Below are 14498 nucleotides of genomic sequence, written 5' to 3' on the forward strand. Positions count from 1 at the left end.
GAATAATTATGAACAAAAAAGCAGTCAGTTTAATTCTACTATCTACGCTGTCAGGTTTTACCTTATCAGCTTGTGGTAAAAATGATAGCGAGAGTAGTATCGAGGAATCTGTAGTAGAGGCCAATAATCTAGCAGACGAAAGGAGTCTTCAAACATCTAAAGCCATTGCTATTGAAGATAAAAATGTTAATGAAGTAGGGCAGACTACAATAGGTAGTGTTGGTTCAACCAGTCCTATGCAAATTGCTCAGGCAGAATCGTTCTTAAATATATATAGCACAACATGTGCCAAGTATTTACCTAACTTGGATGAATTGCGTGACAAGCTCAAAGACCTACCGCAACTAACGGATGTGCAAGCAAAGCAGTTTTTAAAAGGTCATAGTGGCTCTGCTTGGTCAGTGCCGGATGATCATGGAACCTTTGTTTTAACACTAATAGAAGAAAAAAACATGTGCGCCGTATATGCGAATAAGGCAAATTCGCAAGTAGTTGAAAAACAATTTAGCAATATGTTTGCTAGTGCACCCAGTCCATTAACTTCTAATGAAAGAGATAACAGTAAACAGACAACGATATCAGGAGAAAGAACGACGCTATCGTATGAATGGGCCCAACAAGGAGCGCAAAGAAAAATGCTATTCATGCTGACTACTGATAGCTCTGCCGATGCTGATGTACAGGCCTTATTTACAGCATCTATGATTCAAGAATAAATATAGCTTTAGTTATTGAACGGTTAAGTTTTTCGTAGGTGATGTTTCATGTGAAACTTAATTGATTTGTCGTTTGCAATTCAAGTTTCATGTGAAACAATAGTAGAGGTGTTTATGAGTGACATTGAGAGTAGAGCTACAGTTACTGTACCTAGCTCTAGCTATCCGAAGGGTAATGTAATAGGACTCTATGGGTTATTGGGCGGAGTAGTAGGAGGTTTAATTCTCTTTTTATATCTAGCGATAGGACTGTCAATAGATATCGGCATCCCGCTACGAGACTCACTACTCTTCGTCAAGGTGGCCCCAGCATTTATCCTATTAGGTTTTTTCGGAGGTTTACTACCAGCATTATTGGCAGGTTATATCGTCTCTAAATTCAAAATATATTTTAATTCGGTAGCGAAGGTCATTCCCTTATTTATAATAGGTTTTATGAGCACGTTTTCATTCGTAGTGTGGTTCATGATAGGGGATGGCTCTGTAAATTCTTCTATGACAAGTGATATGTTATTTTGCTGTAATGGCGGTGTCAGCGCTATCATCACAGGATGGTTCATATTACCTAGCCACAAATAAAATTTATCCATATATTTCACTTTTGACAGAAATAAAATAAATAAAACTAGATAATTAAATTAAGTGGTCGCGCCAGCAAGACAGCTACTGCTTATCACTAAGTAAGGAGAACATCATGCGTCATCCTTCGTTAGCCAATATTGAATGGCAAGATTTGCGTCAGCTCAAGCCCACTGAGACCGTTTACAATATCTTTTTATCGTTACCATTTTTATTATTGTCATGGTGGAGCGCGTGGCAGGGGTTTTGGCTACTTGCGCTGGCTGCGACGTTTTTCTTTTTTACTGCCGCACTTAGACAAGCCCATGATTGCTATCACCGCACTTTAGGTGTGAGTAAGGTCGCCACAGAGCTCATGCTATTTATGCTGAGTATCACCATGCTTTGTAGTACGCATGCCATTCGGCACACTCATCTCAATCATCATAGAGATCCGCTTGGAGACAGCGATGTCGAAGGTAACTGGGCACGCCTGCCGTGGTATCAGGCGATATTAGGCGGTGGTATTTTTTCGATTATGATTCAGTGGTTTGGTTTGACGCATGGTAGTAGCCGCAATCGCATGCTCGTTGGCTTTGATATGCTGCTTATTTTCGCAGTGATTGCCACCGCTTTTATCACGATGCATCCCGTATTGATGTATCACGTATTGGTGATGATATTGGCCAATACGATGGTGGGATTCTTTGCCGTATGGAGCGTCCATCATGGCTGTGATGAGGTGGTATATGCCCGCAGTGAGCGTCATCCATTGATTAATTTGCTAACCTTTAACTTGCTTTATCACATCGAGCATCATCTGTTTCCAGCGGTGCCGACCAATCATTTACCGGCACTGGCTAAGCGTTTAGATGCTACCGCTCCACAGTGGACGCAGCAACCAGTCATTCCTTTTTTAGCACCAGTCAATAAGTATCCAGTAGTTAACATGAACAAAAATTCTAATAGTCTTAATACTGAGGTATCACTCATAAAGGAGTCATAACATGATTATTCAAAATCATATCAACAGCTATAGAGAGCAAGCGAGTTTATCCATTATCATGTACTACGATGATGCGTGTGTGATATGCAGCACCGAGGCGCATAATATGAAAAAACGTCAACCAGAGAAGATACGCTTAGTTCCTGTGGAAGAAGGGCTTGATGAGTTGGCCGTCGCAGGATTCAGCCGTGAGGATGCGATGACTTATATGTGTGTGCAAGACAGCTACGGCAATTGGTATACGTACATGGATGCCGTGCGACTGCTCTACAGAACGGGCGGCGTGAAATGGTCACCCTTGTTGTTTTTGCCAGTGGTCAAACAACTGGGTGACTTGGCTTATCCTTATGTCGCGCGCAATCGCTATAGAATTCCGAATTGGGTGACCAAGTTGCTCTATGGTCAAGCGCTGATGCAGGCTTGTGAAAACGGGGTCTGTAAAATAGCACCAGACAAACGCTAAAGTGCTTTTACTGTCCACTATTTGGTTTTGTGGCAACAGCACTTTAGAGGTAAAGCATATGAAGTTTTCGTGAAAAAAAAGACGCTATGTTCAGAGCATTCAGCTTTTAACGTAAGATAGCATCCTCTTTATCTGATGAGACCTTATTATGTGGTTCTTTATCATTTTCACTCAGTTGCTAGCTGTTATGACCAGCGTTCTTCTCTGCTGGTTTGTAAAGCCAAAAACCACGTCTGCTAAAATCGCGCTGATAGCTGCTGTCTTTATTATTAATAATGTGGCTCTCATTTATGGTTTGACTGAGTTTTGGGGTGAGCGCTTTCATGTCTATCTGGTCGTTAGTATTTTACAAGGTTTTATGCTTTATGCTGGTCTGATAACTGCTGCGGTGGCGCTACTCGTTTATCAGCTCTTTAAGCGAAAATCTCTTCCAATATTCATTCGCGCTCTAGCTGTCACGACTTATATAGCCATTGTTAGCTTAGCGGTATTTAATGCTTACTCGCCCGTTGTACATCGTTTGACAGTTACGATTGATAAGCCGCTAGCTAAGCCAATGGATATCGCGCTTGTCTCTGATACGCATCTGGGTAGATGGTTTGGCAATCGACAGATAAAAAAAATGGTAAACCTTATCGATGCGCAACATCCCGATGTCGTGGTTATCGCTGGTGACATTATGAATGACGATACCATTGCTTACGATAATACGAATATGCATGAGCAGCTATCAAAGCTAAAGGCACCGCTTGGCGTCTATGCAACTTTAGGCAATCACGATTATTTCGGTTATGACCAACAGATCACACAGGCGGTGGAAGAGGCGGGCATCAAAGCGCTTGATAATGAGAGTGTGTTATTAAATGACTCGGTATGGCTGGTGGGGCGCTCAGATGATATCGATCGTACCAGACTGTCAGCTGAGGAGTTATTAACGCAAGTAGAAACAGATAAACCAGTGCTATTTTTGGAACATCGTCCTAGCGCGATGGATGAGGTCAGCGCCCTGCCAGTTGATTTGCATCTGTCTGGGCATACCCATGGCGGGCAGATATTCCCGTTAACGATATTGATGAATTGGTTGACACCGCTAAATTATGGCAGCAAAAAAATAGCCGATACGCAGTTTTTGGTGACCTCTGGTTATGGCATCGGTCCCGTACCATTTAGACTGGGTACGCGTTCTGAGATTTGGATAATTACGTTGCAGTCTGGTGTATGAGCCATTTAAATAAATAATGTTATCCTTATGATAAAGCCTCTACCATATCTAAATGGTAGAGGCTTTTATTTGCTGTTAGGCTGGCTAATAGCTACTTTGCTCGTCTAGTCAGCTAAAAACATACTGCATTGACGCCATCATACTCAGGGATTTTTTATGCGCTACGCATTTTTCATTACCATTTTTGCGCTATTGCAGCTGTTTAGTGTCGGCGCAGCTCTAAGCGTGCAATGGTGGCTACAGCCTTGGCAGACAGCAGGTTTGCAAACTTCGGTATGGGTCATCATATTCATTATTACCAACGGTTTGCTGCTACTCAGTGTCAATAGAGCATTTGCCAATAGCTATCGCTGGATCAGTGGTTGGATGTTGGCCATGCACTTTATGCTATTGACGGCTTTAGTTACCAGCCTATTTTATGGTGGCTATTGGTTAATCACATCGCTAACTGGTGACGTACTCGCTACACCGGCTACCGTCGATTTTGGGTTGCGCATATTAGCATTGGCAGTATTTATCGGGTTGTTTGTTTACGCTCTATACAGTGCTTATGCGCCTGTGGTACGTGAGTTATCTATTGATATTGATAAGCCTTTGGCCAAGCCGCTACGTATTGCGGTCGCTAGCGATTTGCATATCGGGAGATTGTTTGGGATTGGCGCAATAGATAGGCTGCATCGTCTTATTGTGCAGCATAAAGCAGACATATTGCTGATGCCGGGCGATATCATGGATGACAATACACAGGCATTTACTGATTATAATATGGCAGAAAACTTGGCTGAGTTATGCAAAAGCCTGCCGTATGGGGTCTATGCGACTTTAGGCAATCATGATTTATACGGGCATGAGCAGCCGATTGTCCAAGCGTTGCGTGCTGCTGGCGTGCAGTTATTAAATGACGAAGTCATACGCCTCACGCATCAAAGGCAAGCACTTTGGCTGATGGGACGCTTCGACAATCATAAGCGTCAGCGCGTCCCGACGACTGATCTATTGGCACAGGTTAATAGCGCTGAGCCGCTGATATTGTTAGACCACAGACCAAGTGATATTGCCGAGCACAGCCAAATGCCGATTGATTTGCAGCTCTCTGGGCATACCCATAACGGTCAGATATTCCCCGCCAACTTCATTGTCAGTGCTATCAACCGCTTGGGCTATGGCTATGAGGTCATCAATGACAGTCACTTTGTGGTGTCATCTGGTTACGGCTTTTGGGGCATTCCGTTTCGACTGGGCTCGCGCTCAGAGATTTGGCTCATCACCCTCACTGGTCAGTAGGTTTTGCACAAAACAAGCAAACGACTTGATAATATAGTTTGTTTGATTGCCAAGACCCTGATGGACACTCATCAAGTTAATAAAACCATGCGGTGCGCCTAGTACTGTATAGGTTTCTATCTTAACGCCTTCTTTTTGCAAAAGCTCAGCATAAGCCAGTCCTTCATCTCGCAAGATATCTAATTCCGCAACGACGACATAGCTGGGACACAGGTGTGAGTTGTCACCCTGCATGACTGATATAAGAGGATGGGACTGCGTTAAACCACTGTGCTGAGTGTAGGCAGTATTAAAGACATTTGCATCGTTGTGATCGAGCAGCAAGCCTTCACCATAAAGCTCCCAACTCGGATATTCAGCCTCATAATCAGTGACAGGGTATAGCGGCAATTGTGCTAAAGGTCGCGGCAAATCAGCCAGTGATTTTTTAAAGGTATTATTGGCTTTTTTAGCAGTCTCAGTAGCTTGATTGTTATCTTGCCATAACGCCTCAATAGGCTTGATAACCTGCTGCGCCACCAGTGCTGCCAAGCAACCACCTGCACTATCACCAGACAATACGATGCGCGATGGCAATGCACCAAGTGACTGAGAATGTTCAGCCAGCCAAGCATACGCTGCTAGACAATCTTTAAGAGCTGTTGGCGCTGGATATTCAGGAGCCATGCGATAGTCGACACTCACGACTGCCCAGCCAGTTTGGGCACAGACCGTATGACAAAACTCATGATGCGTGTCGATATCGCCAATACAAAACCCGCCGCCATGAAAAAACAGCATGGCGACTTCATCCGTACTTTTTCCCTCGTTATTCTGCTTCGACTGCTGGTAGCAGCGCACGGTCATATCACCACCATCCGCATTGGCAATGGTCTTATCTTGCCAGCTGACGGCATTCTCTGAATTTCCTGAGGCCTCCGCATTTTGTTGCCAAACGCTAGGTGCTTGCAACGACACCGCATCTGTACCAAATTTCTGCCGTAGGTTGGGTAGCTTATCCAGTGCTAACGGGCGCTTGAGCTTATTACTGACCGCAAGTATCAGGCGCAGATGGGCGTCAGCAAGGGGATATTGCTCCGCTGTAGACGCTTTTAATTGGTGATTAACTCGTTCGAGTAGCGGCGTTGGCAGATTATCCAATCCTTTTAGCGTATGGTGCAAAATATGATGCTGGTGCACATTTTTAGCGGCTGTCTTTTTTACGGTCTTAAGCGTTTTTGTCAATAAAGCATTGAGCGATGGCACTGGTAAAATAGGCATAAACCCTCTCTTGTAATCGATGTTTAAACAAAATTAGTCGGCTTTATAAGTGAACGATTAATATAGCAGTTAATCATAAGATTTATACTAAATTCAAATCTATCTTAAAAGCTCGTCACCATAAAGCTAAGCATGGCTCGATGACAAAAATATAATCATGTCTCCCCGTTATTTATCGCAGCATTTATTGCGTTATTGACAATAATCCTTATGCTCTGCAATGATTTATCTGGCTAAAGCGAAAAATTCCTCATATTAGGCTTGAAATTTATGGTCATCACCTTTATCAAGCAGCTATTGAAGCGCATTTAAAAAAGAATGAACAAAAACAGTTAGGCCATTAATAAAAGCACAATGATCAGCCCTTGGTCGGTTTGTTGTGCCTTAAAACCAACCATTATATTAATAATCCTAAGGAGCTACCATGAGCGAGCAGAATACGAACCAAGAATCTCTTGAGCAAAATGTGTCACATGACAATATTGACCACGATGAGAGTATTTTAGAAGAAACCTTGAAAGAGTTTGATCCACAGAATAACTCAGGTGAAGAGATGACGATCGAAAATGACATCAATCTTGACACTTTTAAAGCCCGTATCGCTGAGCTAGAAGGCGAAGTAAAGCAAGCTAAAGAAGGCACCGCACGTGCCAATGCTGAAGCTTATAACGCGCAAAAACGTATGGAACAAGAAGCGGATAAAAGCAAAAAATTCGCCCTACAGAAATTTGCTAAAGAGCTACTGGACATCGTTGATAATTTAGAGCGTGCCATGGAAAACGCTGATGCCAATGACCCAGTCGCTGAAGGCGTTCAATTAACGCACAAAGCGCTATTAGCACTACTAACCAAAAATGGCGTAGAAGTCGTTGAACCTCAAGGTGAGAAATTCAACGCTGACTTTCATGAAGCGGTAGGCATTGATCCAGACGCCGAAGCAGATACCGTCGGTACGGTACTACAAAAAGGCTATAGCTTGAATGGTCGTCTGTTGCGCCCAGCGATGGTTCGTGTCGGTCAATAATATTTGAGCTGATATCGTCTAAAGCAGTAACGCTTTAAGTCATCGGTTTATTATATAAGTGGTGAACAATCAGTTTTTAACTGTGCTAAACCTCATTATTAGTAAGGGTTTTCACAAAAAGTCACACAAAAGACAGTTTTTGCGTGGCTTTTGACTTGAAAAAATTAATAAGCAAACCGATATATAGCAACAAGTGACCAACTATGGTCTGAACATATAAGTATTTATATTTAAAACAAATTAGGAGCATTTGATTATGGGTAAAGTAATTGGTATTGATTTAGGTACAACGAACTCATGTGTAGCAGTAATGGAAGGTGACAAAGTTAAAGTCATCGAAAATGCTGAAGGTACGCGTACCACACCATCGATCGTTGCCTATAAAGACGACGAAATTTTGGTTGGTCAGTCAGCCAAGCGTCAAGCCGTCACCAACCCAAACAACACCTTGTTTGCGATTAAGCGTCTGATCGGTCGTCGTTTTGATGACAAAGTCGTGCAAAAAGACATCGGCATGGTGCCTTACAAAATCGCTAAAGCAGACAATGGCGATGCATGGGTAGAAGTCAACGGTAAAAAACTAGCACCACCACAGGTTTCTGCTGAAATCTTGAAAAAAATGAAAAAAACAGCAGAAGATTATCTTGGTGAAAGCGTGACTGAAGCAGTCGTAACTGTACCTGCTTACTTCAATGACTCACAGCGTCAAGCCACTAAAGATGCGGGTAAAATCGCTGGTCTTGATGTAAAACGTATCATCAACGAGCCAACCGCTGCTGCACTTGCCTATGGCATGGACAAAAAGCAAGGCGATAGCACTGTTGCTGTATATGACTTGGGTGGTGGTACTTTTGACGTATCAATCATCGAAATCGCTGACGTCGATGGCGAGCAGCAGTTCGAAGTACTAGCAACCAACGGTGATACATTCCTTGGTGGTGAAGACTTTGACTCAGCATTGATTGACTTCTTAGTAGACGAGTTCAAAAAAGACCAAGACGTCAACCTAAAAGGTGACTCATTGGCAATGCAGCGTCTAAAAGAAGCGGCAGAAAAAGCGAAAATTGAATTATCAAGTGCCCAAAGCACCGAAGTAAACTTGCCGTATATCACTGCCGATAGCAATGGTCCTAAGCATTTGGTTGTGACCATCAGCCGCTCAAAACTAGAGAGCTTAACGGAAGCGCTAGTACAACGTACCATGGGTCCTTGTAAAATTGCCCTTGAAGATGCTGGCATAAAAATCGGCGACATCGATGACGTTATCCTAGTTGGTGGTCAGACTCGTATGCCACTGGTACAGCAAAAAGTACAAGAATTCTTCGGTCAAGAGCCACGTAAAGACGTGAACCCTGACGAAGCAGTAGCAGCTGGTGCAGCCATTCAAGGCGCGGTATTGTCTGGTGAAAAAACGGACGTATTGCTACTTGATGTGACGCCATTGACCCTTGGTATCGAAACGATGGGCGGTGTCATGACGCCAGTTATCGAGAAAAACACCATGATTCCTACTAAGAAATCACAGGTATTCTCAACCGCTGAAGACAACCAGCCAGCAGTAACGATTCAGGTATATCAAGGTGAGCGCAAAATCGCTAACCAAAACAAACAGCTTGGTCGTTTTGATTTGACGGACATTCCACCAGCACCACGTGGTCTACCACAAATTGAAGTGTCTTTTGACATCAACGCTGACGGTATCATGAACATCTCAGCAACGGATAAAGGTACTGGTAAAGCGCAAAGTATCCAGATCAAAGCGGATTCTGGCTTGTCGGACGAAGAAGTTGAACAAATGGTTCGTGATGCAGAAGCCAATGCTGCTGAAGATGAGAAATTCGCTAACCTAGCGCAAGTACGCAACGAAGCAGATGGTCGCATCCATGCCGTACAAAAAGCGCTGAAAGAAGCAGCAGATAAAGTGACTGATGAAGAAAAATCAACAGTAGAAACGGCTATCACTGAGCTTGAAACAGCGGCTAAAGAAGATGACCATGATGACATCAAAGCCAAGCTTGAAGCATTAGACAATGCTTTCTTACCAATCAGCCAAAAAATCTATGCTGATGCAGGTGCTGGCGCTGAAGGTATGGATCCAAGCCAATTCCAAGAAGGCGCGGATGCTGCTGATGGCAACCAAGCTGATGACGACGTGGTTGACGCTGAGTTCACTGAAGTAGACGAAGATAAGAAGTAGTACCAAATCCAAAAACGCGATTAGCTGCGTCAAACTCGCTTAGTCTACTCAATGTAGTACTTACGCTCTTTTTCCTTGCTACTCAAGTTTTTGAAAATGGTAGAATCGATAAGCAGTTAAATTAAAAAACGCATCCTTCGGGGTGCGTTTTTTTATGGCTATAATTTCTGTTAGTAGGGTCTGTTGAACATTCAAATATCAGCAATACCGTCGCGTTTTTAGGATGTTTTGACTATATGGCTGATTTAGGGTTTAAACGCACTCACAGTCAGTACTTCATAAGTCAAATTAACGCAAGACTGACCATCTTCGTTTTGTGCAGAAAAATGCTGCCAATAATCTGACTCAAATTGTTGTAAACGCGCTTTCGTCCATCTGAAAGGTTGTGTGTTCCTTGACGATACTTGCGTTTGACTGGTTGAGACACCCGTCAGTTTCATATGCTTCAACACAGCATAAGGGTTGATAAATGGTAAGTCGAAACGCTCAATTGAAAGCTCGATATGCTCGAAATCAGCATTCGTCAATGCTGACTGCCACTCAGTGATATCTGGGTAATCAAGGCCTTGACCAGTTAGCGCTTTAATTTGCAAAAAATTATTGGGCGTAAAGGTGCTGAAGAGGAGTTGACCTCCAGTCTGTAGACGCTGTGCTGATTGCGTGACAAAATTCAACGGATTATCAAACCACTGCACTGCATTGGCACTGACTATCAAGCTGTGTATTCCTTCCAAGTCCATGGTTTCAGCATCGCCAATCGCTATGTCAGCCGTTGGTAAAATTGATTGCAAGGTAGCTGCTTGTTCAGCGCACAATTCATTGATCAGCCAGTACTGGCTTTGTATATGCTCAGCCAGTAGTCGTGTCATTTGACCTGTGCCCGCACCGACTTCTAATACACTGCTTTGTTTGGTATGAGCAATATTTTCTAGTAAATACTGACAGACTGTCTGCTGAATACTGGCATGCTGGTCATAGTCGCTGGCACTGGCAAAATGGCGAGCGATGGTTTGTTTCCTAGCGCTAAAACTATCAGGTGTAACGAGAATTTCCATAGATCTTATTACATCCAATTGAGCCAATTATCGATCGATATAGTCATTCCATTATAAAAATATTACTGCGTTAACCTCGCTTGAAGTATTAAATATACATCTACGTTCGGTTGCCTTGTACTACTTTTAAATTGAATCGACTATAGTAGGACCATGGTCCTTGCTAGATAGTGGAATTATAACTGTTGTATTAGCCGTTCACAGTCTTCGTTGGTTAGTTTGGCATTCATGACTAAGCGAATACGCGCGGTGTTTGCAGGAACGGTAGGTGGTCTGATGGGCAATGCGTAAAACCCTGCGGCCTGTAACTGTTTTGCTTTAGCAAGCGCACACGCATTGTCGCCCAATATATAGGGGATAATAGGTGAATCATAGCTTATGTTTTGAGAAGTTGGCGATGCGCGGTGTTGTTGGTCGATGGCTCGACTAAGCTTGATAGAGATCTGCGCCAGATGTGTGCGTTGGTGGGTCAAGTTTGGCATTTTTGCTAAAATAAATCGGGTCCATGCGTGATTGATCGGTGGCAATGCAGTACTAAAAATCAGCGGACGCATGGCATTGATCAGCCATTGTTTGACGACCTCATCACACATGATATAAGCGCCAACTGACGCAAACGCTTTACCAAACGTCCCCACCAAATAATCAATATCTGCTAACGTGTGTGTTTCTTCCGCTAGTCCCAAGCCAGTGTCACCTAACACACCAATGGCATGAGCCTCGTCAACATATAGCTCAATGCGAGCATCTTTGGCTTTTAATTGTACCAATTGAAGTAAGTCAGCACGGTCACCATCCATACTAAAAACACTCTCGGTGACAATAATAATGCGTTCAACCGTTTCATCTGCTTGCTCGATAAATCTGGCTAAATGCTCGTAATCATTGTGACGGTAACGACGATAGGTGACCAGTTTGCTTTGGCTGAGACGCATCCCATCAATAATACTGGCATGTACCAGCTTGTCAGCCAAAATAAGTGTCTTAACTGGCAAAGATGTTAATGCTGGCAATATACCAAGATTGGCATGATAGCCGCTGTTTAATACCAGCACCGATTTTGAAGCGGATAAGTTTTGCTTGTCAGTTGCATTTTGATACCAGCTTTGCAATTCAGACTCTAATGCTTGCAACTGTGTATCGTTGCCAGTAAGTAACCGCGAGGAAGTGGCACTCATCTTTGGTCGTTGCGCCACTGGTAACCGATCTATTTGCTTGAGAAACTCGCCTTGTAACTCTGTATCGCTACCCAAGCCTAAATAGTCATTACTGGCGATATTCAGCAGTGTCTTACCTTGGCTGACCACATAACGTCCTTGATGTTCTAAGCTTGGTAAACTGCGGTATTGCTGCTGAGACTTCATATGCGTCAATGATTCTTGCAGTTGCACCACGATAGAACTTGTCATATTGATGTCTTCCTTAATCTTATTTTTGACTTTTTAACATTCATTGACTGCCTGATAAGTAGGAAGTATTGCACAAATCGGCTACTTGTAACAAAAAATTTCATATCTCGACCTTTGTAACCCATAGGCTGACAAACGCTTGCAAATCTTAACTCTGATGCCATCAAACACAGACAGACTGTATGAAATACTTTGTTACTATATATTCATCGTTAGCAAGCAGGGCGATGAGGCTTAGAAAGCCATTAAGAATAACTTGCTTGCCCATATAAGTTAAAGGAGCTAATAATGAAAACTCTACAAAAAACTCTATTTGCACTAGCAGCTGGTTCTTTACTAACGGTCAGTGCACAAGCAGCCGTCTCTTATGGTAACGGTTATACCGGTCAGCCATACGTTGGTGTTAAAGTCGGTCAATTCGATCTAGACGTCGATAATGCTGATGATCCAACGGCCTATGGTGTATACGGTGGCTATAACTTCGATCCTAACTTCGGTGTTGAAGCAGAGTACGTCGGTTCAGATGATGCTGATTACAGAAACGGTGATCTCGATGCCAAGACTTATGGCGCTTACGGTACTTACCGTTATGCCTTCCCAAATACGGGACTATACGCTAAAGGCAAACTTGGTGTCGCCAAAACTGAAGTAGAAGGTGACTATACTGTTGGTCCAGTTAGAGTGTCAAACTCTACTAGTGACACAGGTATCGCTGGTGGTGTTGGTCTTGGATATTCAGTAAACCCTGACTTCGGTGTTGAGGCTGAATACTCAATGATGGACAGTGATGTCGATGCTAAGTTGTTAACCGTTGGCGCACATCTTAAGTTCTAAATCTCAGATAGATTCATGATAGAAGGAAGAAATGGTCAGTCTACTGGTCGTTTCTTACCCCAATAATTCATATAAAAGCAATTAAAAAAAGACGATATTAGGAGAACACAATGAAAATTCTACAAAAAACATTACTTGCACTAGCCGCTGGTTCTTTAGTAAGCATGGGTGCACAAGCCGCCGTTTCTTATGGCAACGGTTATACTGGGCAGCCGTACATCGGTGCTAAAGTCGGTCAGTTTGACCTAGACGTAGACGGCGCTGATGATCCAACCGCTTATGGTGTATACGGTGGCTATAATTTCGATCCTAACTTCGGTGTCGAAGCAGAATATGTCGGCTCAGACGACGCGGATTATCGCGGCGGTGATATCGATGCTAAGAGCTACGGCGCATACGGTACTTACCGTTATCAGTTCCCTAATACTGGCTTATATGCCAAAGGTAAACTAGGGGTCGCTAAAACTGAGATAGAAGGTGACTTCACCCGCAATATCGGCAACACTGAAGTCAGAACTGAGACTTATTCAGAAAGTGATACCAGTCTTGCTGGTGGTGTAGGCCTTGGTTATTCAGTGAATCCTAATTTCAGCGTCGAAGCTGAATACGACAAGCTAGGTAGCGATGCTGATCTTATGACGGTTGGTGCACAGCTAAAGTTCTAAATGATTGCTAGTTAATTATAGAATAAGAAACGATCGCTTCGGCGGTCGTTTTTTTGTACGAAAAAAGCTACGGTTAAAGTCATTAAAAAAGAATGCATTAAAAATAATCTTCTGCTAGAATCTCGAATTCAACAATAGTTCAGCTAACTTATGTGCTCTGCTATGTCCACTCAGGCTACATTTTAGTTTTATTTAATAGGAAGACAGATGAATACTTTACAAAAAGCTTTGATCGCATTATCAGTTGGTTCTCTAATGAGTATTAGTGCGCAAGCAGCAGTTAACTACGCTGGGCAGCCATACGCTGGTGTAAAAGTGGGTCAGTATAGTCCAGATGATGTAGAAGATGATGCAGTATCATACGGTGTCTATGGTGGCTATAAATTCACTCCAGAATTTGGTGTGGAAGCTGAATATTTGACGACTAATGATGCAGATGCGTTTGATGATACTTTTGAAAAGTCAGAATATAGTGCTGATGTATATGGCCTATATGCGACTTATGATTACAATTTTCCAAATACCGGTTTATACGCCAAAGGCCGCCTAGGTGTTGCGAAAAATGAAATTGATGTAGACTATACAGATAAAGTTATTGCTAGCAACAGTGAGAGCTTTAGCGTTTCTGATACAGGTGTCGCTGGTAGCTTAGGATTGGGCTATAACCTCACTCCTATGGCTTCTGTAGAAGCTATGTATAACATCTATCCTGAAGTGGATGATCTCGAGGTAAGTGGCGTTACTTTAGGTGCTCATGTAAAATTCTAAGTTAGCCTGACTGCAAAGAGATTAATAAAAAAACGAT

At 43.0% G+C, this 14498-nt stretch carries 13 protein-coding genes; 10 read left to right on the top strand and 3 right to left on the bottom strand.

All coding sequences use genetic code 11. The features are described from left to right. Window positions 1-8: 8 nt before the first annotated feature. The 5 genes from IE130_RS07380 to IE130_RS07400 all read left to right on the top strand — a co-directional run bounded on the left by IE130_RS07380 (window position 9) and on the right by IE130_RS07400 (window position 5249). On the top strand, window positions 9-716 hold the full coding sequence (locus IE130_RS07380; protein ID WP_189583935.1) for an NMCC_0638 family (lipo)protein: 708 nt from the start codon (window positions 9-11) through the stop codon (window positions 714-716). Between the two features lie 694 nt (window positions 717-1410). After that, on the top strand, window positions 1411-2280 hold the full coding sequence (locus IE130_RS07385; RefSeq protein ID WP_189583938.1) for a fatty acid desaturase family protein: 870 nt from the start codon (window positions 1411-1413) through the stop codon (window positions 2278-2280). A 1-nt stretch (window position 2281) separates the two neighbouring features. Continuing rightward, window positions 2282-2743 (top strand): thiol-disulfide oxidoreductase DCC family protein, encoded by a 462-nt coding sequence (locus IE130_RS07390; RefSeq protein WP_189583940.1) that lies wholly within the window; start codon window positions 2282-2284, stop codon window positions 2741-2743. 187 nt (window positions 2744-2930) lie between these two features. Beyond that, the gene (locus IE130_RS07395) at window positions 2931-3965 is read left to right on the top strand and encodes a metallophosphoesterase (RefSeq protein WP_227676157.1); all 1035 of its coding nucleotides are present in this window, start codon (window positions 2931-2933) and stop codon (window positions 3963-3965) included. A 156-nt stretch (window positions 3966-4121) separates the two neighbouring features. Continuing rightward, complete coding sequence (locus tag IE130_RS07400) at window positions 4122-5249, top strand: metallophosphoesterase (protein ID WP_189583946.1); 1128 nt, start codon at window positions 4122-4124, stop codon at window positions 5247-5249. Here IE130_RS07400 and IE130_RS07405 read toward each other — a convergent pair. Further along, window positions 5214-6509 carry an alpha/beta hydrolase gene (locus IE130_RS07405; protein WP_189583949.1) on the bottom strand — a complete coding sequence of 432 codons (1296 nt, stop codon included), beginning with the start codon at window positions 6507-6509 and terminating at the stop codon, window positions 5214-5216. The genes IE130_RS07400 and IE130_RS07405 overlap by 36 nt on opposite strands. A gap of 424 nt (window positions 6510-6933) precedes the next feature. Between IE130_RS07405 and grpE the strand changes: the two genes are divergently transcribed. Both grpE and dnaK read left to right on the top strand, forming a co-directional pair. Continuing rightward, window positions 6934-7533, top strand: coding sequence for a nucleotide exchange factor GrpE (grpE, locus tag IE130_RS07410; protein ID WP_189583952.1), 600 nt, complete (start codon window positions 6934-6936; stop codon window positions 7531-7533). A 256-nt stretch (window positions 7534-7789) separates the two neighbouring features. Further along, complete coding sequence (gene dnaK, locus IE130_RS07415; RefSeq protein ID WP_189583967.1) at window positions 7790-9730, top strand: molecular chaperone DnaK; 1941 nt, start codon at window positions 7790-7792, stop codon at window positions 9728-9730. A 245-nt stretch (window positions 9731-9975) separates the two neighbouring features. Here dnaK and IE130_RS07420 read toward each other — a convergent pair whose 3' ends face one another. Together IE130_RS07420 and IE130_RS07425 are read right to left on the bottom strand one after the other, a co-directional pair. Then, window positions 9976-10785, bottom strand: coding sequence for a methyltransferase domain-containing protein (locus tag IE130_RS07420; RefSeq protein WP_189583970.1), 810 nt, complete (start codon window positions 10783-10785; stop codon window positions 9976-9978). A 176-nt stretch (window positions 10786-10961) separates the two neighbouring features. After that, entirely contained in the window at window positions 10962-12194 is a 1233-nt protein-coding gene (locus IE130_RS07425) for an 8-amino-7-oxononanoate synthase (protein ID WP_189583973.1), read from the bottom strand. 288 nt (window positions 12195-12482) lie between these two features. Between IE130_RS07425 and IE130_RS07430 the strand changes: the two genes are divergently transcribed. The 3 genes from IE130_RS07430 to IE130_RS07440 all read left to right on the top strand — a co-directional run bounded on the left by IE130_RS07430 (window position 12483) and on the right by IE130_RS07440 (window position 14461). After that, complete coding sequence (locus IE130_RS07430) at window positions 12483-13028, top strand: porin family protein (protein ID WP_010197225.1); 546 nt, start codon at window positions 12483-12485, stop codon at window positions 13026-13028. 110 nt (window positions 13029-13138) lie between these two features. Beyond that, a complete protein-coding gene (locus IE130_RS07435) occupies window positions 13139-13693 on the top strand; it encodes a porin family protein (protein ID WP_189583977.1) in 555 nt (184 codons plus the stop codon). 207 nt (window positions 13694-13900) lie between these two features. Beyond that, window positions 13901-14461, top strand: a complete 561-nt coding sequence (locus IE130_RS07440) for a porin family protein (RefSeq protein WP_010197230.1) — start codon at window positions 13901-13903, stop codon at window positions 14459-14461. Window positions 14462-14498: the final 37 nt, after the last annotated feature.

Source organism: Psychrobacter glaciei, assembly GCF_014652895.1.
GTDB classification, from domain to species: domain Bacteria; phylum Pseudomonadota; class Gammaproteobacteria; order Pseudomonadales; family Moraxellaceae; genus Psychrobacter; species Psychrobacter glaciei.